Here is a 20,477-nt window from a genome sequence, read left to right as displayed (position 1 = left end):
GGACGACTGTGACGATGACCGAGCGCCGTACGGCGCAGACGGAGGATTTGTGGCTGACGCTGCCGGTTTCCACACTGGGGACCACGCAATTGCATCCGGACCCCAGGAGGTCGAGTACCTGCGCTGGAACGACGCCGTGGCGCGCGCGTTCTTCGGCCCCAGGCGCGCGGGGGACCTCGTCCAGCTGGACCTGGACGAGAAGATGCTCGAGCAGATCGGCTCGGAGTTCGGGCTGGACGGCCCCTCGACCCTGCGTGCGCTCGCAGACTCCGTGACGCCCCTGCTCGTCACGGACGGCTCCCGCCGCTCCGTGTTCGACGCCTTCAACAAGCTCACCGAGGTCTGGTACCGGATGTCCCGGCGCCAGCTCGAGGACCTCACGAAGATCGGCCCTCCGCCCATCGTGGCGCTGCTCGCACTGCTCTCACTGGCGGGCCGGCACATGTCCGCGCTCGCGGCCCGCACGGGCAAGAAGTCCGTGTCCAGCTTCTACCTCCCGCTCGCGGTGCTGCTGCAGGCCGGGCAGGACAACGTCAAGGCGCTCGAGGCGTCCGTGCGCAAGGACTCCGAGACCTACTGGGACGCGCTGCGCTACTGGCTCGAGGCCTTCGACGGCCAGCTGGGCCTGCCCTCGGCGTACGCCGTCAACCACCGCCCGGTGGGTCTCGCGCTCTCCCAGACGCTGTTCGGGCCCTCGGAGCTGCGCCAGCTGCACCAGGTCTTCGAGGACCTCGAGCTGACCACGGCGCAGGGCCTCAGCGCGGGTGAGCTGGGCATCTACATCGACTTCTGGCTCGACATCGCGGACACGGACGTGTCCAGGAGCATGCGCAGCATCTGGTCCAACCCGCTCACGCGCGATCCCGCCCTGCAGGTGGCGCTGGCCCAGCTGGCCGCGTGGGAGTCTGCTCCGGACGACGACGCCGCGGCGGCCACCCGCGGCACGCGCCACCTCGGCACGCGCAGCCCGGAGCTGTCCCTCTCGGACGGTACGGACTACGTGGGCAACCCCGTGTACGAGCTGGGCTTCGTGGTGCCCAAGCGGCTCGTCCCGGGGCGCGAGGTTGACCTCGCGACCACCGCCGGGCCGCGCACGATGTTCCTGTCCTACATCGGAGACGCCTTCCTCGGCATCTCCGCGTACAGCGCCCGCATGACCAGCGACACGCTGCTCTCCGGGCAGCTCACCGTCACGGCGGGGGAGCTGACGCTCACGCGCAACCCACGCCCCGTCGTCGTCTTCGCCAAGGACGCCTACTCGGACACCTTCCTGTCCGTGGACCACGTGCCCGCCGCGTGGCCGTGCCGGATCATGGTGCGCAATGAGCCGGAATGGGTGGAGCAGATCCGCGCGATCCTGGACGACTCCGCGTCGCCGGACTACCGCGTGGTGGGCCCGGGCGAGAATGGCGTGGCGGAGGGCTGGGTGCTGTTCGACGACGTCCAGGTGCTGCGTGCCGGGGACCCCGCCCTGACAGTGAACGACAACTTCTCGGCGCTCGTCCCGCGACTGGTGCCTGCCATGACGCTCTCCGGCGGCCTGAGGATCCCCGGTGACGTGGACCGTTTCTCGGCACTGCGCCCACCGCAGCTGACCGTGACCTCCGACAGTGACGACCCCCTGTCGGTCGAGTGCGAGTGGCGCAACCCGCACTCGTTCAAGCTCGTGAGCACCAAGCTGACCCCGTCGCGCGTGCCCCCCTTCCAGGTGAGCCTGGGACGCACCGAGCTCGCGCTGCCGGACGGGCGCCTGAAGCCCAACGACTACACGCTCGTGCTGCGTGCCGGGCGCACCGTCAAGCAGCGCCTCGAGTTCCGCGTGAGGGACAGCTCGTACTACATCACGCAGCGCTCGCTGGGCTACGAGGGCGAGATGGTGCACGTGGCGCAGGAGCCACTGTGGCCCGTCACCGCCGTCACCCGGGACGAGCTCCCGGACGAGTACGTCCAGGGCTCCTTCGACAACATGGACCCCTGGGAGCAGGACGACGACGCCGCGACCGCCGAGGTGCCCGAGGTCCCGGGCTGGGAGTCCGCCGAGGGCCAGATGTTCCCGGAGCGCAGCAACGAGCTGCCCGCCGCGCCGGACGTCTCCTGCATGGTTACCGGCAAGCACAAGGTGATCCTTCCCCCGATGGATCCGAAGGCGAAGGCCGCGTGGGTCTTCGGGCGCTGCAAGTTCTGCGGTCTGACCAAGCGCTACCCCGGGCGGCTGACGAAGCTCTCCGCGGTGGGCCAGACCGGTTCCGTGGAGGCGCTGCAGTTCATCGGCCCGGACGAGGGTGAGTACCCCGGCTCGTGGGCGCCGCTGAAGGACGCCCTCACGTTCCTGGGCGGCGGCAAGCGCTCGAGCCTGTCCATCGTGGCGCGCCAGCTGGAGGACTCCGAGCGCTTCGAAGAGTGGTTCGTGGGCCATCTGCAGGCCCTCGGGTTCCTGGAGGTGATCCGGGACGAGAACTGGACGGCCCGCCGCTGGCAGGTGTGCTCGCCCGCGCTCACTCAGCTCGTGGACGGCTCCGTGCTGCTCACGGGCGGGTGGAAGACGGAGCAGGAGGACGCCGTCACCGCGGCTGTGGCGGCACAGGGCGGGGACGTCGTCGTGCTCTCCCCGGAGGATCACGCCACCACGATGCTCCAGGACGTGGACCTCGATGTCCTGAGCCGGGCACTGCCCAGCGGCATGTGCGACGTGGTCTTCGATGCCGGGCCCGTGATGCTCGAGACCCTGCCCCCGCTCTCCTCCGTGATCGCGCAGCTGCCGTTGCGGGAGATGCAGTACAACGGCGTGGCGGAGAGGTTCGTGCCGCAGGACGCCACATGGGAGCACACCGAGGACCGCAACCAGCCGGGGCTGTACCGGATCAACCACCACCACAAGACGCGCTACGCGTACCGCACCGCCGAGGATGTCGCTTCCGGCCACGCCCGGTCCGTGTCCTCGAACCTCGGCAAGCACGTGGTGGCACGCGAGACCGGAGTGGCGCTCGTGAGCTACGACCCCGAGCTGCGGCTGCTCTCAGTGCCCATCGGAGCCGCGCTGCCGGGGCTCTACGGGCGGGCCGCGGTGCTGTGCTCGGGGCTGCTGCCCACGCTCGTGGACGAGGACTTCTCCCTGAACTACGGGGACATCTCCCCGGAGTTCGCCCACACGCTGGTGGCCAAGCTGCTGGGGTGAACCGTCCGGTGCCGTCTCGTCCGTGCCGTTCGGGGACCCGCAGCGGCCCCGAACGGCACCGGGTGGCTCCTGTGCCGTCCCCCGAGCGGCACCGTGCAGCCTCCGCGTGCCGCCCGCTCGGCGGGTCCGGAGCTCCAGCGCGCGATGTGCCGTTCGCGTGCGACTGCCCTACAGTGGGAGGGCCGCAGCGGACTACCGTGCGGTAACACGACGTCTCGACCCCGGGTCGCCCGCGTCCGGCCCAGACATGTGGACCCTTCCATGAGTGAATCCTCGACCACACCTCCGCAGCCTGCCGGATCCTCCGTGAGCCGCGCCCACACCACGGTGAAGCCGGATCGACGAGCGCGGCCAGATCGGCCCCCGCAGCCAGATCGACCCGCGCAACCGGGGCAGTCCGCATCGGCCGATGCCGAGCCGCGGCTTCCGATCAACTGGCGGGTGCTGATCGCGGCTGGAACAGCCATCGTGGCGCTGTCCGTGTGGGCCATCATGGCTCCGGAGCACGCGGAGACCGTGATCGGCGGGGTGGTCGCGTGGGTGGGTTCGCGCCTCGGCTGGTTCTACATCCTCACCGCCACCCTCGTGATTGTCTTCGTGATCATGGTGGCCGCAAGCCGCGGGGGCACCGTGCGCATGGGGCCGGACCACGCGCGGCCCGAGTTCAACATGTTCACCTGGACGGCGATGCTCTTCGCCGCGGGCATCGGCGTGGACCTGATGTTCTTCTCCGTCTCCGAACCGGTCAGCCAGTACCTGGCGCCGCCCACGGGCGAGGGGGAGAGCCTCGAGGCCGCGCGCCAGGCGGTCGTGTGGACGCTGTTCCACTACGGGATCACCGGGTGGGCCATGTATGCGCTCATGGGGATGGCCTTCGGCTACTTCGCCTACCGCTTCGGGATGCCCCTGAGCATCCGCTCTGCGCTCTACCCCCTGCTGGGCAAGCGGATCCACGGGGTCGCGGGGGACGCGGTGGACACCGCCGCCCTGCTGGGCACGGTCTTCGGTGTGGCCACGTCCCTGGGCATCGGCGTGGTGCAGCTCAACTACGGGCTCAAGTCCCTGTTCGGCGTGCCCGAGAACCTCGCCGTGCAGTCCGCGCTGATCGCGCTGGGCGTGGGCATGGCCGTGGTCTCGTGCGTCTCCGGCGTGGACAAGGGCATCAGACGGCTCTCCGAGCTGAACATTGTGCTGGCCATTGGGCTCATGCTCTACGTCCTGGTCACCGGGCGCACCGCGTTCCTGCTGGACTCGATCGTGATGAACATCGGGGACTTCATCTCCCAGTTCCCCGGGATGACGCTGAACACGTTTGCATTCGAGGCGCCGCAGGAGTGGATGAGCGCCTGGACGCTGTTCTTCTGGGCCTGGTGGATCGCCTGGGCGCCGTTCGTGGGGCTCTTCCTTGCCCGGATCTCCCGCGGGCGCACCCTGCGCCAGTTCGTGCTGGGCACCATGACAGTTCCGTTCGCGTTCATCCTGCTGTGGATCTCGATCTTCGGGAACTCCGCCCTGGACCTCGTGGTGGGCGGCAACAGGGCCTTCGGTGAGGTGGCCATGAACACCCCCGAGCGGGCCTTCTACTCGCTGCTCGAGCAGTACCCCGGCGCCACCGTGGCGGCCTCGATCGCCACATTCACCGGTCTGCTGTTCTACGTGACGTCCGCGGACTCCGGGGCCCTGGTCATGAGCAACTTCACGTCCCGGATCGAGGACCCCAACCAGGACGGTCCCAAGTGGCTGCGCGTGTTCTGGGCCGTGAGCACCGGCGTGCTGACACTGGCCATGCTGCTGGTGGGCGGCGTGAGCACCCTGCAGAACGCAACCCTCATCATGGGCCTGCCGTTCTCGGTGGTCATGTACCTCATCATGGTGGGGCTGTGGCGTTCGCTGCGCGTGGAGGTCAGCTCCGCGGCCTCGGGCGCGGTGGCCAGCCGTTCTGCCGTGGCGGGTCGCACCGGGCGGGACACCCACTGGCGCTCCCGGCTCTCCCGGCTGGGCAGCTACCCGGGTGCCCGCGCAGCCCAGCGCTACGCGCGCGACGTTGTCGTACCCGCACTGACCACGTTTGCGGACGAGATCCGCGAGACCGGAGTGGGCGTCACGGTGCAGGCGAAGCCCGCCGAGGGCCACCCGGCCGTGGAGCAGGTGTGCCTGCACGTGGACCTGGCACCGGAACGGGACTTCGTCTACCGGGTGCATCCAGTGGCCTTCCCCACCCCGGGTTTCGGTGGCTTCCGCACCAACCCGGACTCTGACCAGTACTACCGCCTGGAGGTCTTCACGGCCACGGGTTCCCTGGGCTACGACGTCCTGGGGTACACGTCCGAGCAGCTCATCAACGACGCCCTGGACTGCTACGAGCGCCATCTCGAATTCATCCGACTCAACCACGACCACCCCGGAAGCACCCAGATCGGACTCCCGACGTCCGAGCTGGAGGTCACACCGACCAAGGAGGACGACGCATGAGCAGCACCCTGTACATCGACGGCCAGTGGGTCCCCGCCCTGCAGGGCGGCACCCGCACCATCCACTGCCCGGCGGACGGCACTGAGGTGGCCGTCGTCGCCGAGGCCACTGCCGAGGACACCGAGCGCGCGATTGCCGCCGCCCGTGGGGCGTTCGACGACGGCCGCTGGTCGGACGTGCCTGCGGGGGAGCGCGGCAGCTTTGTGCTGCGCGTGGCCGCCCGGCTGCGCGAGCGCGCCGAGGAGTTCGCCCGCGCGGAGTCCCTCGACACCGGCAAGCGCATCGAGGAGTCCCGCCAGGACATGTCCGACATTGCGGACTGCTTCGAGTACTTCGGCAAGATCGCGGCCGACGACGCCGGGCGCGTCGTCGACGCCGGGAACCCGGACGTCGTCAGCCGCGTGGTGCACGAGCCTGTGGGCGTGTGCGGGCTGATCACCCCCTGGAACTACCCGCTGCTGCAGGCCGCGTGGAAGATCGCCCCGGCTCTGGCCGCAGGCAACACGTTCGTCCTCAAGCCCGCCGAGCTCACCCCGCACACGGCCATCCTCATGATGCAGGTGCTCGAGGAGCTCGAGCTGCCCGCGGGCGTGGCCAACCTGGTGCTCGGCGCGGGCGCCCAGGCCGGGGCGCCGCTGTCCTCGGACTCGCGCGTGGACCTCGTCTCCTTCACGGGCGGACTCGTCACGGGCAGGGTGATCGCCCGAGAGGCCGCCGCGACCGTGAAGAAGGTGGCGCTGGAGCTGGGCGGGAAGAACCCGAACGTGGTCTTCGCGGACGCCGACTACGACGCTGCGCTTGACAACGCTCTCAACGCCGCCTTCGTGCACTCCGGGCAGGTCTGCTCCGCCGGCGCACGCCTGGTGGTCGAGGAGTCCATCGCCGAACAGTTCGTGGGCGACCTCGCTGCGCGCGCGGAGGCCATCCTGCTGGGCGGGCCGTTCGATGAGAAGGCCGAGACCGGTGCCCTGATCTCCGAGGCCCACCGCGAGAAGGTGCACGCCTACGTGGAGCACGCTCGTGAGCAGGGCGCCCGGATCCGCTGCGGTGGCCGGTTCGCGGAGGGCCCCTCCGCGGACGGCTCCCTGCAGCTGGAAGACGGCTTCTTCTACCTGCCCACGGTGATCGACAACTGCACCCCGGACATGGACTGCGTGCACGATGAGGCCTTTGGCCCCACCGTGACCGTGGAGACCTTCCGCACCGAGGAGGAGGCCGTGGCGATCGCCAACGACACCCACTACGGCCTCGCCGGTGCAGTGTGGACCCAGGACGCGGGCAAGTCCCAGCGTGTGGCCGGGAGGCTGCGCCACGGCACCGTGTGGATCAACGACTTCCACCCCTACCTGCCGCAGGCGGAGTGGGGCGGCATGAAGCAGTCCGGCGTGGGCCGCGAGCTCGGCCACGACGGGCTGGGAGAGTACCAGGAGACCAAGCACGTCTACCAGAACATCCGCCCCGCGGTGACCGGGTGGTTCCCACAGCACTGAGCGCCGCGCTCCCCCGAGGTTCGTCACACGGAGCTCAGCACCATTGAGCTCCTCCCCGCCGCGCCGGGTTCCGGCCCGGCGCGGCGGGGACACGAGTCACCGCCGACGACGCCGCGTGCGCACCGCCGCCGCGCGGGAGCGCCCACGGCGTCGGGCACCCACCGAACGGAGAACACATGAGTGAGAAGAACCCCATCGCCGAGTACGACTACGTGGTCGTGGGCGCAGGATCCGCGGGAGCGGTGGTCGCCGCTCGGCTGAGCGAGGACCCGGACGTCACCGTGGCACTGCTCGAGGCCGGGGACCACGACTCCGGCTACCCGGAGATCCTGCAGCTCAACCGCTGGATGGAGCTGCTGGAGTCCGGCCACGACTGGGACTACCCGCTCGAGGAACAGGAGAACGGCAACTCCTTCATGCGCATGGCCCGCGCGAAGGTGCTGGGCGGTTGCTCGTCCCACAACTCGTGCATCGCCTTCTGGGCGCCGTCGGAGGACCTGGACGAGTGGGAGTCCGTCTACGGGCTGGAGGACTGGAACTCGGAGACGGCGTTCCGGCTCTACCAGAAGCTTGAGAACAACGAGGACCCGGGCGCTCACCACGGCCACGACGGGCCCGTGCGGCTGCGCAACGTGCCCGCGGTGGACCCGTGCGGCGTCGCTCTACTGGACGCGGCCGAGCAGGCCGGGATCCCGCGCGCGGACTTCAACACCGGCAAGACCGTGACGCAGGGTGCGAGCTTCTTCCAGATCAGCGCGCGGGAGGACGGCACCCGCTCGTCCTCCTCCGTCAGCTACCTGCACCCCGCGCAGGACCGGGAGAATCTCACGATCCTCACCGGCACGCAGGTCAAGCGCGTGCTCTTCGACGAGAACCGCCGCGCCACCGGTGTGGAGGTCACGGACAACGCGTTCGGCAAGGCTCACAGGATCTCCGCCCGGCGCGAGGTGGTCGTCTCGGCGGGTGCGATCGACACCCCCAAGCTGCTGATGCTCTCGGGCATCGGCCCCGCCGAGCACCTGTCCGAGGTGGGCGTGGACGTGCTCGTGGACTCTCCGGGCGTGGGCTCGCACCTGCAGGACCACCCGGAGGCGGTCATCCAGTGGGAGGCGAAGAAGCCCATGGTGGAAGACTCCACCCAGTGGTGGGAGATCGGGATCTTCGACCAGGTGGACGGGGGCCTGGACCGCCCGGACCTGATGATGCACTACGGCAGCGTGAACTTCGACATGCACACCTACCGGCAGGGCTACCCCACGGCGGACAACGCGTTCTGCCTCACCCCGAACGTCACGCACGCCCGCTCCCGCGGCACCGTGCGGCTGCGCACGCGTGACTTCCGGGACAAGCCCCGCGTGGACCCGCGCTACTTCACGGACCCCGAGGGCTACGACATGCGGATCATGACGGCGGGCATCCGCCGGGCCCGCGAGATCGTCTCCCAGAGCGGGCTCTCGCAGTGGGCCGGCCGGGAGCTGTTCCCCGGAGAGGATGTCCAGAGCGACGAGGAGATCGCGGACTACATCCGCCGCACCCACAACACCGTGTACCACCCGGCGGGCTCGTGCCGCATGGGCCCGGCCACGGACGCGGACTCGCCCCTGGATCCGCAGCTGCGGGTCAAGGGCGTCAGCGGGTTGCGGGTCGCGGACGCCTCGGTGATGCCGGAGCTCGTCACGGTGAACCCGAACATCACCGTCTACATGATCGGCGAGCGCGCCGCGGAGCTGATCCGCGAGGAGCGCGCCGGCGAGTAGTCGGGGCCAGGGCCCGACGCGACCCGCTGCGGGCGTCTCTGCCGGCTTCCGGCACGGGTGCGCCTCTCCTTGTGGGAGGGGGGCCCGGGGAGTGCCGGCTCCATGGGGCACCAGATCTTCGCGGCACCGACTCTGATGAGCACAGGTACATGAGAAGGGGCGGGCCCCGCACGTGGTTCACGCGCCGGGCCCGCCCTCTGTGCTGGGTGCGCAGCCGCGGCTCAGGCCGGCATGGGCTCCAGCTTGTAGAAGGAGGCGCCACCGGTCACGCGGGACGCACCCGGGACCAGGAGCCTGCGGTACTTGGCGCACCACTGGCCGCGGCCCTTGGTGTGCTGGGTGGCCAGGGCGAGCTCGCGGACGTCGTCCGCGAAGTACTCGTGGGGGGTGCCGTCCGATCCAGTGAGGGCGACGACGTGGCGGACGGGGTCCGCGTTGACGGTGACGTCCACCCACTGCTCGCGGGACTCGTTGCTCGCTTCGGGAGCTTGCGGGGGTGTCTGTGCTGCGGTGTTCATGTTCTGTGCCTCTGAGTTTTTCCTGGTTGCTTGCCGGGGCCACAGGTGTGGACACGGCCGCTTCGTCATCCAATCCACCCCTGAACCGAGGGTTGGCGTGTGCCGAGTTGGAGCTCCGGTTGCGCGCGGGCGTGGTGCCCGTGCGCAGGCACATCTCATGAAGTCGTTGTCGAGCCTATCCGCGTGAGCTGCGCCGCAACCAGGTCCGGGCCGAGAATGTCACCAAAATTTAACCAAGGTGCCGTTGCGTGCCAGGTGTGCAGTTCGGGTGCGTCGGGTGCGCAGCGTCGTGGGGCGCGGAGACGTCGCCATGGCACGTTCGTAGTGGCCGAGCAGCTCGTCGCACACGGCCTGCCAGGTGCGGTCCCGGACCGTGCCCCGCGCGGTGGCGGCGAAGGCGCGGCGCTTGGCCTCGTCGCCCACCAGGTCCTGCACGAGCTCCCGCAGCCGTGCCGTGTTCCCGGGCGGGTAGAGCCACCCGTTGCGTGAGGAGTCCACGAGGTCCAGCGGCCCGCCGCGCCCCACCGCCACCACGGGGACGCCCGAGGCCATGGCCTCCTGGATGGTCTGACAGAACGTCTCGTGCTCGCCGGGGTGCACGAACACGTCCAGGGAGGCCATCACCGCGGCCAGCTCGTCACCGGTGCGGAAGCCCTCGAAGTGTGCGCGGGGCAGCGCGGTGCGCAGCGCGTCCTTCTCAGGCCCGGAGCCCACCACCACGAGCCGCGTGCCCGGCAGGGAGTCCAGCACCGCCAGGTCCGCCACCTGCTTCTCCGGTGCGAGCCGGCCCACGTAGCCCACGAGCCTGCGTCCCTGACCCACGCGTTCGCGCCACGCGTGGTCCCGCAGCTCGGGGCGAAAGCGCACGGTGTCCACGCCCCGGCGCCACAGGTGCACGCGCTGCACGTCGTGGCCCCGCAGCTGCCGCAGGGACGCCGTGGACGGCGCGAGCGTGAGGGTGGCGGCGTTGTGCATCGTGCGCATGTGTGCCCACAGCGCGGTCTCGAGCACTCCCGCGCCGTAGCGCGCCGCGTAGCCGGGCACGTCTGTCTGGTAGACCGCGACGCTCGGCAGGCCGAGGGCGGCAGCAGCCTGGATGGCGCGCCACCCCAGGACGAACGGGGAGGCAACGTGCACCACGTCCGGAGCGAAGCGGCTGAGCACCCGCTGCATCCGGTGCACCGTGCAGCCGGCCACACGCACCTCCGGGTAGCCGGCGAGGGGCAGGGACGGTATGCGCTCCACGTGCACCCCGGGCAGCCCGGGCTCCGCACCGGGAAAGAGACCCTTCTCGTAGGACGGGGCAACGACCATCACGCGGTGCCCGTGCGCCCGCAGGTGCTCCACCACTCGCAGCACCGAGTGGGTCACACCGTTCATGTGGGGGAGGAACTGTTCGGCGACCACTGCGATTCTCATGCCCCCACCGTGGCGGGTCCGGTCCACGGGCGGGTCACGCGGCAGTGACGCGCCGGTGAAGAACGGGCGAACACGGCTGCGGGCCCCGCCCCCGCGGACGTGGAAAGATGAAGCCGATGAAACTTCCCTCTGTGCCCGGCGCGATCTCGGGCGTACGCGACCGATTCACCACCCGCGGCTCCAGCAACCGGGACTCCAGCAACCCGGGCTCGGGCACCAGTGGCTCCACTGCCGCGGGTGCCACCGGGCGCACCCGACCTCCGCGTGGCGAGAACCCGGGCATGCCCATGCCCCTGGCACTGCAGGGCGTGATCGAGCTGCTCGTGGTGGCCGTGGTGGGGTTGCTGCTCAGCGCAGTGCTGCTCGGCGCCGTGTGGGTGGCCGGCGGCTTCGCGACCCTCGGGGCCGCGGGCAGCTTCCGCCTGGCCGGCCAGGTCTGGCTGCTCGCGCACTGCACGCCCCTCACCATCGAGTCCGTGCAGGGCCTCTCCCTGGACGGCGGCGGCACGCTCACGCTCGTGCCCCTGGGGCTCACGCTCATCCCGTTCGGTCTGGCCGTGGTGGCCGGCCGCCGGATCGCGCGGGCGTGCTGGCGCGGCCAGTTCCTGGTGCCGTTCGTCGCGGGCATGATCGGCTACGGACTGTTCGCCGGTCTCGTGGGGCTGCTCAGCCGCACGGACCAGGTCCGGGTGGAGCTGCTGCCCGCCACGCTGCTGCCCCTCATTCCCGCGGGGCTGGGGACGCTCGTGGGCGGCTGGAGCGTCTCGCGCTCGCTCGCCGCGGTCCTCGGGGCCGACGCCGCCTCCTGGTTGGAGCGCACGAGCCAGTACTCCCGCTGGGCGGGCTCCTACGTGTGGGCCGTGATCCGGGCGGGCTTCCTGGCCGCCGTGGCCGCGGTGGGCGCCGGGGCCCTGCTGTTCGCCGTGACGCTGCTGTGGCACTGGGACCGCGTGGTCACCGTCTACCAGGACCTCGGCGCGGACGCGGCCGGGGACACCGCGCTCACGGCGCTGCAGTTCGGCTACCTGCCCAACCTGGTGCTCTGGGCGCTCGCATGGGCCACCGGCGCGGGGTTCTCGCTCGGCACCGGCACCATCACCTCTCCGTTCGAGAGCGTCCTGGGACCGCTTCCGCAGGTGCCCGCGCTCGCGGCGCTGCCTTCCGGTGACCCCTGGGGTCTGGCCCCCGCCGTGCTGGTGCTGCCGGTGCTGGCGGGTCTGCTCGCGGGGTGGTGGTTCTGCCGCGAGGGCGAGAACCACCTGGACGACTGGATGGCCATCCGGCTGCCCCTGCGGTGGTTCACGTTCCTGCTCTCCACGCTGCTCACGGTCGTGTTCATCGCCGCCGTGGGCGCTGGCCTCGTCTCGCTGCTGACGTGGCTGTCCAACGGGTCGCTGGGCATCGGGCGCTTGACCACCGTGGGTCCCCAGACGTGGCAGGTCTTCCTGTGGCTCGGCGCGGAGTTCGCGGTTGGCGCCGCGCTCGGCTACGTCCTGGGGCCCTGGCTCGAGCGGGAGGGCTACCGCTCGCGCGCGTGGCAGGCGGACGACGACGCGGCGGATCCCGATCCCGTCGACGACGTCGATGCGGCGGCCGGAGCGCGGCGCGGACGCACCGCGGCCCGTGGGGTCTCCCCCCAGTCCGTGGCTCCCGGGGCAGGTGTTCCCCGGACCCCCGCGCCGTCCGCATCCGTCACGGATAGTGCGCCACACGCTGGTGGGTCCTCCGCCGTGGGCGCCACCCGGCCGGCCGAGCGGCCCGCCGCGGCTTTCCCTGTCCATTCCGGTACCCGTCCGCGCACGCGCGCGGACAACGGCGCCGGCACCCGAGAGACCCCCGCGGAGGAGACGTCGGACCGGGTGGCTCGGCGGGCAGAGGCCAGGCAGCGCAGGGCCGCGAAGAAGTCCGCGAAGCGCAAGGCCGCCCGGCTCGCCGCGCTGGACGAGGACGACCGCGGGTAGTCTTCAGCGGGTGCCGTGCCCGCGTCACGGACCGCAACCGGACGAGAAGAACGCCGTGGCCGAGCTGGATCCGTGGACGGATACGTTTCCCGGGCCCTCCAGCCAGTGCTCAGCGGTCCGTGGGGCTCGTGGTCGGTGTGGGCGAGGGAGTGGCAGAGGCGCTCGCGGAGGGTGAGGCCGTGGTGGGGTCCGACCCGGGGGTGGCGGACGAGGTCGTCCTCGCGCTGGGATCCGCGCTGGCGTCTGCACCGGGGGACGCGTTCGGGCCGGCGGTCGGGGACGCCGAGTCCTGCGGGAAACCCGTCTGCAGCGGGGTGCCCGAGAAGTGGTGCCACACGTTGTCGGTGAGCTGCTGCTCGCAGCGCTCGGTGGAGGACAGCGTCAGCGTGTTCTCGGTGCACTGCTGGAACGCCTCGCTGGCGGGCCAGACCACCAGGCGCGTGCCGCCGCCCACGGCGTTGAGCACGCCCCACGCGATCGCGAGGATGGCCAGGGCCGTCACGACCCCGCGCGAGGTGGTGCCCCGGGAGCGCACGAGCGCCACGAGGGCGAGGACGGTTCCCGTCACGGCGGCGAGCACTCCCGCGGCCGTGGACCAGATCCCGCCCATCACGAGGGCGGATGACAGGACGGAGAGGCCGGCGCCCGCCGTGGCGAGCCGGACCCATCCGGAGCCGTCCTGGCGGGGGCCCGTGGCCGGGCCGCCCGGGCGCTGGTCGTGCGGTGCTGTGCCCCGGGGGCCGGATTCGTGCATGCCCTCCACTGTAGGGGAGGCGCGGGGCAGCCCATGCCCCCCGGCGGCGCAGCGCGCCGGGTGTGGCGCACCGATAGCATGGGTCCATGCGCTTAGTGGTTCTCGTTTCAGGCTCCGGCACCAACCTGCAGGCGATGCTCGACGCCCTGCACGCGGGGGAGGAACCGGTGGAGATCGTCGCGGTGGGCGCGGACAAGCCCTGCCAGGGACTGGAGCGCGCGGAGTCCGCCGGCATCGCGACGTTCGTCGTCCCGCCCGGCGAGCACGTCGACCGCGCGGACTGGAACCGCGCACTGCAGCGTGCTGTGGCGTCCCACCACCCGGACCGCGTGGTCTTCGCGGGGTTCATGCGGATCGTGGACGCCGAGTTCGTGGCCGCGTTCCCCGGCCTGATCGTGAACACGCACCCCTCGCTGCTGCCCTCCTTCCCCGGTGCCCACGCGGTGCGCGACGCCCTGGCCTACGGGGTGAAGATCACGGGTGCCACGGTCCACGAGGTCGTCGCGGACGTGGACGCCGGACCGGTCCTCGCCCAGGTGGCTGTGCCCGTCGCCGAGCAGGACACCGAGGGCGAGCTGCACGAGCGCATCAAGGCCGCGGAGCGGGAGCTGCTCGTGAGCACGCTGGCACGCCTGGCGCGTGAGCACGACGGCGCGCAGGCCCCTGGGGCGCGGCCGTAGACTGGAACGGGCGGTCCGCAGGACCTCCGGCGGCCCTCTCTGCATGGCGAGGGGCGCGGGGAGGACCCGCGGGCGACGTCGCCGTCCCACCCCAGCTCCACACCAGCGGTGTCCACCGCGCTCCCCGCCCGGGCGGCACCGCTGCACTTGAACCCACGTCTGCACTGGAGAGTCTGTGAACACTTCCGACCTGAACCGCGTGCCGCTCAAGCGGGCACTGGTCTCCGTCTACGACAAGAGCGGTCTGGAGGACCTCGCGCGCGGGCTGCACGACGCCGGCGTGGACATTGTCTCCACCGGCTCCACCGCCAAGACCATCCAGGCTGCGGGCGTGCCCGTCACCGAGGTCTCCGAGGTCACCGGTTTCCAGGAGTGCCTGGACGGGCGCGTGAAGACCCTGCACCCGCGCGTGCACGCGGGAATCCTCGCGGACCGCCGCAAGCAGGAGCACGAGGACCAGCTCGAGGAGCTCGGAATCGACCCGTTCGACCTCGTGATCGTGAACCTCTACCCGTTCCAGGACACCGTTCGCTCGGGCGCTGCCCAGGACGACGTCGTGGAGCAGATCGACATCGGCGGGCCCTCCATGGTGCGCGCGGCGGCGAAGAACCACGCCGCCGTCTCCGTGGTCGTGGACCCGGCGAGCTACCCGGACGTCGTGCGCGCCGCGCACGAGGGCGGCTACGACCTCGCGGCCCGCCAGAAGCTCGCGGCCGCCGCGTTCGCCCACACCGCCGCGTACGACACCGCGGTGGCCACGTGGACGGCCCAGCAGTTCGACCACGACCCCGAGGCCAACTTCTGGCCGCCCTACGCCGGGCTGGCGCTGCAGCGCGCCGAGTCCCTGCGCTACGGCGAGAACCCGCACCAGAAGGCTGCGCTGTACACCAACGACGCCGCGTCCCCGGGTGTTGCCCAGGCAGAGCAGCTGCACGGCAAGGCCATGTCCTACAACAACTACGTTGACGCGGACGCCGCCGTGCGCGCCGCCTACGACTACGAGCAGCCCGCCGTGGCCGTGGTCAAGCACAACAACCCGTGCGGCGTGGCCGTGGCGACCCCGGATGCGGCCGACCCGATCGCGGACGCCCACCTCAAGGCCCACGCGTGCGACCCGCTGTCCGCGTACGGCGGAGTGGTGGCCGCGAACCGCACGGTCACGGGGGAGATGGCGCGCAACCTCAAGCCGATCTTCACGGAGGTCGTGATTGCCCCCGGCTTCGAGCCCGAGGCGCTGGAGGTGCTGCAGGCCAAGAAGAACATCCGGCTGCTCACCCTGCCCGAGGACTTCACGCGCGATCCGCTCGAGTACCGTGCCGTGTCCGGCGGCACGCTGTTCCAGCAGGCCGACCGCCTGGACGCCGAGGGCGACGACCCCGCGAACTGGGCCCTTGTCTCCGGGGAGCCCGCGGACGAGCAGACGCTCGCGGACCTCGAGTTCGCGTGGCGCTCCCTGCGGGCCGTGAAGTCGAACGCCATCCTGCTCGCCCACGACGGCGCCTCCGTGGGCATCGGCATGGGCCAGGTCAACCGCGTGGACTCGTGCCGGCTGTCCGTGGAGCGGGCCAACACGCTTGCCGAGGATGGTGCCGAGCGCGCCCGCGGGGCCGTGGCGGCCTCGGATGCCTTCTTCCCGTTCGCGGACGGGCTGCAGGTGCTGCTCGACGCCGGTGTGAAGGCCGTGGTCCAGCCCGGCGGCTCCATCCGGGACGAGGAGGTCGTCGCGGCGGCCGAAGCGGCCGGCGTGACCATGTACGTCACCGGGGCGCGGCACTTCTTCCACTGATGATCCACTGAGCCGTCCCCGCCTGGGCTGACACCGCCCGCCCCGGTCCTGATTATGGTGCTCCACCTGCGCTGGGCCTCCGGAAGCACACGGCACAGGTACGCAGAAGGCCCGCACGTCCCTCACGGGGGTGCGGGCCTCTGGCGTTGCGGGGCCGGTCGGCCCGTTCAGAGTTCAGCGTGCTCAGAATTCGGCCCGGCCCATTCAGCAGGTCAGCGAGTTCAGGGGGCAGGTGCGCTCAGGAGTTCAGTGCCCGGTGCTCCCGGGAGAGACCGATGTAGTTCTGCGCGTTGCGACTCACCCCGTGGCGCTCCTGCTCGGTGAGCTGGCGCCGCACCTTCCCGGGGACCCCCGCCACGAGGGAGCCGGGCGGGACCACCTGACCCTCCAGCACAACGGTCCCGGCGGCGATCAGGCTGCCGCTGCCCACCACCGCGCCGTTGAGCACGGTCGCATTCATGCCCACCAGGACGTCGTCCTCGAGCGTGCAACCGTGGACGACGGCGCCGTGGCCCACGCTCACCCGCTCGCCGATCGTCGTGGGATGGCCCGGGTCCGAGTGGACGCTCACGTTGTCCTGCAGGTTGGAGTTCGCCCCGAGCCGGATGGGCGAGCGGTCACCGCGCACCACGGCCCCGTAGAACACCCCGGAACCGGGACCCACCGTGACGTCGCCGATGAGGGTTGCGGTGGGTGCCACGAACGCCGTCTCCGCCACGGACGGGCGGTGGGGGCCGTAGGGCAGGATCAGGGGCTCGTGCTGCGGTGTCATGCGTCACAGCATAGTGCGGGATGCTCCTCACGCCGGGGCGTGGTGTCCCGTGGTGCGGACGACGACGCCGCCCCGCACGGTGGCGGGGCGGCGTCGTCGTCGGCGGTGCCGGGAGGCTCAGTCGCGGCCCTCGTCCGAGACGAAGCGACGCTTGAGCGCTGCCATGGCCTTCTCGGGACGGCGGGATTCCCGGTGGCGCAGCGCCACGGAGATCTTCTGCCCGCCCTTGAGGACGTACTCGGCGCCGTTGACGTGGATGGTCACGGGCGCGGCCTTCACAGAGACGCCCTCGAGCTCAAGGATGTCGTGGTCCAGCGAGACCTCGATCACCTGGCCGCAGTAGAGCACCGTGAAGTCCACGGCGTCGAGCTCGCGGGGCAGGGCGGGCTGGAACTCGAGCCAGTTCCCGCGCACGCGCAGCCCGGCGTAGGCGCGGGTCACCACGTCCACGGAACCGGCCATCGCCCCGAGGTGGATGCCCTCGCCGGTGGTCCCTCCCTGGGTGTCGTCCATGTCGATCATGAGCGAGTCCTGGAAGGAGCCCCAGGAGCGGTCTGGGTCCAGCCACGCGAGCACCGCCGCGTTGACCACGCGGGACAGCGAGGAGCCGTTGGAGGAACGCGCGATGTAGTGGTCCACGGTGCGCTGCACGGCGTCGAGGTCCGTGGTGTAGCCCATGCGGGCCAGCTCCTCGATCACGCCGTCCGGACCCAGCAGGTAGACGAGCATGATGGTGTCCGCCTGCTTGGACAGCTTGTAGTTGTTCGTGAGGTCGCCCTCGTTCTCCAGCAGCAGGTCCAGGCGGCCGATGTTGCGGTACTTGCTGCGGTAGAAGTCCCAGTCCAGCTCGAGGAGGTCGTCGTAGCCCTCGAACTGCGCGATCGTGCCGTCCGCGTTGAACGGGACGTACATGTTCTTGGCCATGTTCAGCCAGGTCTGCACCTCCCGCGCGGAGATCTCGAAGCGCGACTCGAGCTCCTCGCGCTGGTGCTCGACCATGTCGTGGAAGATGTGCGCCGAGTGGCGGAACAGCCAGGACGCCAGCACGTTGGTGTACGCGTTGTCCTTGAGTCCTCCGCCGTGCTGGCCCGCCGGGCCGTCGTGGTACTCGTCCGGGCCCATGACACCCGCGATGTGGTACTTGCCGTCGTGCGAGTCGTACTCCGCGAGGGACGCGAACAGGCGGGTGATGCCGATGATCAGCTCCGCGCCGTGGCCCGAGAGCCAGTCGATGTCCCCGGTGGACTCGTAGTACAGCCACGCGTTGTACGCGATCGCCAGGCCCACGTGGAACTGGCGCCAGGAGTTGTCCGGCAGCCAGCGGTGCGAGTGGTGGTTGTAGAGCTCCGGCGGGGTTTCCTCGCGGCCGTCCGAGCCGGACTGCCACGGGAACGCCGCGCCGTAGAGGCCGATGTCCTGCGCGCGCTGCTGCGCCATCGCGAGCCGGCGCCAACGGTAGGAGAGCAGCGAGCGGGTCACGTGCGGCTGGCGCATGTTGATGACGGGCAGAATGAAAAGCTCGTCCCAGAAGATGTGGCCGCGGTAGCCCTCGCCGTGCAGACCGCGGGCGGGGACACCCGCGTCGCGCAGCGACAGGTGAGGGGCCAGCGTCTGTGCGGCGTGGAAGAGGTGCGTGCGCACCGCCAGCTGGGTGCTCAGATGCTGGGGGGTGTCCTCCGCGGACTCCAGGGTGACCTCGTAGCGGTCCCACAGCCGCGCCCACTCGATCTCGTGGGACGCGAGCAGCTTGCGCACGCCGAACGGGGTGCGGTTCAGCTCCGCCAGGGCGCCCTCGCGCGGGGAGCCGATCGCGGCGTCGCGGCTCGTGACCACGGCGGTGGTGCTGTCCACCAGCACCGGCGCCTCCGGGGAGATCTGCACGGTGTGGCGGCGGAACTCGATGCCGCCGGGGCGCACCTCGCGGCGCTCGCGCACAGGCGACTCGGAGTCGACGCGTGTGCGCTGGGCCATCGCGATCTCGATCTTGGACTGGGACGTGCGCACCAGGGACAGCAGGGTCTCGTGCTCGTCCGGCAGCGTGGTGGACTCCAGCAGCACCAGGTGGTGGGCGTTGAGCTCGCGGTACTCGGCCACGCCGCTGTTGGTCACGGCCGGGTCCACGCCCGTGCGCACGTGCAGGCGCCCGGTGTAGCCTCGCGAGACGATCCGCGTCTCCTGCGCGCCCAGGTGGCGGTGGCGCAGCGAAACCAGGCGCCGCTGGATGATCTCGAGGCTGCGGGCGGGCTCGTCCGTGTTCGGATCGGCGTCCGCGTCCGTGAGCACGAGCGTGCGGGTCAGCAGCCCGCGGCGCAGGTCCAGCTCCTCGCGCTCGTGCGAGGGAACCAGCCCGCCCTCGGACCACCACTGGCCCTCGGAGAAGCGCAGGTCCAGGTGCAGCCAGTTGGGGGCGTTGACCATTGACTCGTGCTCCACGTCCCGCCCGTTGAGGTGGCTGAGCACGCGGTTGAACACGCCGGCCAGGTACGTGCCGGGGTAGTGCACGGAGTTCGCCGGGAACTCGCACGCGGCGCCGCGCACACCCATGTAGCCGTTGGCCAGGGTGAGCAGCGCCTCGCGGCGGGGCTCGGACGCGGGGTCGAAGCCGTCGAAGACGAGTGCCCAGGGATCGGTGCGCCGCGCGCCCAGGTCCAGCTCACCGACGTCGTTGAGCACCACGTGCGCGCCGGCCCGGTACAACCGCTCGCGGGCGCCGTCCCGGTTGATGCCCACGACGAGCGCGAAGCCCCCCGCGGCGCCGGCCTGCACGCCGGCCACGGCGTCCTCGACGACCACGCTGTTGGCCGGGTCCACGTCCAGCAGTCGGGCGCACTCCAGGAAGGTGTCCGGCGCGGGCTTGCCCGGGAGATCGTGCTCGGCGGCCCAGTTGCCGTCCACGATGCGGTCGAACGAGTCCCGCAGCCCGGCCGCCGCCAGCACGACGTCGCTGTTGCGGCTCGCGGTCACCAGACCCACGGGGACCCCGCCCTCGCGCAGCCGCTCGATCAGCGCCACGGTGCCGTCGAACACGCGCACGCCGTGGACGTCGAGCTCCTCGTGGAAGTAGCCGTCCTTGGCCGCGGCCTGGCCCTGCACGGTCCAGTCTCCGGGCTGCGGGTCCTCGCGGTTCTCGGCCTCCGGAAGCATTGCGCCGCGCGCGGCGAGCAGGGCGCGCACGCCGTCCTCGCGGCGTCGTCCGTCCACGTACGTACGGTACTCGGCGACCATGTCGAAGGGGGAGCGGTCCACCTCGTCGCCCTCCTGGGCGGGTTCGAGGCGAGGGTCCGCGAGCAGCTCGTCGAACAGCTTCTTCCACGCGCGCGCGTGCACGCTGGCGGTGTCCGTGACCACGCCGTCCATGTCGAAGATCACCGCGGAGTAGGAGGTGCGCAGCACGTCCACCGGGTGGGAAAGGACGGGTCCGTCCGCGACGCGGGGCATGGCCGTGGTGAACGGGGCAGTGGGAAGAGCGTTCACGGTGCGGGAACTCCTAGCACGGGGAAATGAGGGCCTGGATCGGGTGCTGCGGGTGCGCATGTTCACTGGTCGAGGGCCGTGGCCCGGCATCGTCGCGGGGCTCCGCGCGGACAGCTGGCACGCGCGCGGTACCTACACACACGTTACCCTCATGTGACCTCCCGGTACCACATGACATGATGGGCCCCCGGCGGGGCAGCGAACGGGGGTGGCCCGGAT

At 71.0% G+C, this 20,477-nt stretch carries 12 protein-coding genes; 7 read left to right on the top strand and 5 right to left on the bottom strand.

Annotated elements, in window-relative coordinates; all coding sequences use genetic code 11:
* The first annotated feature begins 49 nt into the window (after window positions 1-49).
* The 4 genes from B3G12_RS01360 (at window position 50) to B3G12_RS01345 (ending at window position 8,894) form a co-directional block, all read left to right on the top strand.
* On the top strand, window positions 50-3,175 hold the full coding sequence (locus B3G12_RS01360; protein ID WP_144942404.1) for a hypothetical protein: 3,126 nt from the start codon (window positions 50-52) through the stop codon (window positions 3,173-3,175).
* Between the two features lie 441 nt (window positions 3,176-3,616).
* Window positions 3,617-5,647, top strand: a complete 2,031-nt coding sequence (betT, locus tag B3G12_RS01355; RefSeq protein WP_232300236.1) for a choline BCCT transporter BetT — start codon at window positions 3,617-3,619, stop codon at window positions 5,645-5,647.
* On the top strand, window positions 5,644-7,137 hold the full coding sequence (locus B3G12_RS01350; RefSeq protein WP_144942402.1) for an aldehyde dehydrogenase family protein: 1,494 nt from the start codon (window positions 5,644-5,646) through the stop codon (window positions 7,135-7,137). The genes betT and B3G12_RS01350 overlap by 4 nt, the downstream gene beginning before the upstream one ends.
* A gap of 176 nt (window positions 7,138-7,313) precedes the next feature.
* Entirely contained in the window at window positions 7,314-8,894 is a 1,581-nt protein-coding gene (locus tag B3G12_RS01345) for a GMC family oxidoreductase (protein ID WP_144942401.1), read from the top strand.
* Between the two features lie 221 nt (window positions 8,895-9,115).
* On the opposite strand, the gene B3G12_RS01340 is transcribed toward B3G12_RS01345, so the two are convergent.
* Window positions 9,116-9,412, bottom strand: coding sequence for a hypothetical protein (locus B3G12_RS01340; RefSeq protein WP_126874927.1), 297 nt, complete (start codon window positions 9,410-9,412; stop codon window positions 9,116-9,118).
* A 219-nt stretch (window positions 9,413-9,631) separates the two neighbouring features.
* Window positions 9,632-10,831 carry a glycosyltransferase family 4 protein gene (locus B3G12_RS01335; protein WP_144942400.1) on the bottom strand — a complete coding sequence of 400 codons (1,200 nt, stop codon included), beginning with the start codon at window positions 10,829-10,831 and terminating at the stop codon, window positions 9,632-9,634.
* A 116-nt stretch (window positions 10,832-10,947) separates the two neighbouring features.
* On the opposite strand from B3G12_RS01335, the gene B3G12_RS01330 reads away from it, so the two are divergent.
* On the top strand, window positions 10,948-12,792 hold the full coding sequence (locus B3G12_RS01330) for a DUF6350 family protein (RefSeq protein ID WP_222126493.1): 1,845 nt from the start codon (window positions 10,948-10,950) through the stop codon (window positions 12,790-12,792).
* A gap of 109 nt (window positions 12,793-12,901) precedes the next feature.
* On the opposite strand, the gene B3G12_RS01325 is transcribed toward B3G12_RS01330, so the two are convergent.
* On the bottom strand, window positions 12,902-13,546 hold the full coding sequence (locus B3G12_RS01325; RefSeq protein WP_153245895.1) for a hypothetical protein: 645 nt from the start codon (window positions 13,544-13,546) through the stop codon (window positions 12,902-12,904).
* A gap of 86 nt (window positions 13,547-13,632) precedes the next feature.
* On the opposite strand from B3G12_RS01325, the gene purN reads away from it, so the two are divergent.
* Entirely contained in the window at window positions 13,633-14,226 is a 594-nt protein-coding gene (gene purN / locus B3G12_RS01320) for a phosphoribosylglycinamide formyltransferase (RefSeq protein ID WP_055083468.1), read from the top strand.
* A 175-nt stretch (window positions 14,227-14,401) separates the two neighbouring features.
* Complete coding sequence (gene purH, locus B3G12_RS01315) at window positions 14,402-16,012, top strand: bifunctional phosphoribosylaminoimidazolecarboxamide formyltransferase/IMP cyclohydrolase (RefSeq protein ID WP_055083470.1); 1,611 nt, start codon at window positions 14,402-14,404, stop codon at window positions 16,010-16,012.
* Window positions 16,013-16,250: 238 nt separating this feature from the next.
* On the opposite strand, the gene B3G12_RS01310 is transcribed toward purH, so the two are convergent.
* Window positions 16,251-16,784 (bottom strand): gamma carbonic anhydrase family protein, encoded by a 534-nt coding sequence (locus tag B3G12_RS01310; protein ID WP_126874924.1) that lies wholly within the window; start codon window positions 16,782-16,784, stop codon window positions 16,251-16,253.
* A 117-nt stretch (window positions 16,785-16,901) separates the two neighbouring features.
* Complete coding sequence (locus B3G12_RS01305) at window positions 16,902-20,258, bottom strand: beta-phosphoglucomutase family hydrolase (protein ID WP_144942399.1); 3,357 nt, start codon at window positions 20,256-20,258, stop codon at window positions 16,902-16,904.
* Between the last annotated feature and the right edge of the window lie 219 nt (window positions 20,259-20,477).

Source organism: Kocuria sp. UBA5001 (assembly GCF_002398425.1).
GTDB classification, from domain to species: Bacteria; Actinomycetota; Actinomycetes; order Actinomycetales; family Micrococcaceae; genus Kocuria; species Kocuria salsicia.
Note: the sequence above shows the minus strand (reverse complement) of the source record. Positions and strands in the feature narration are given on the sequence as shown.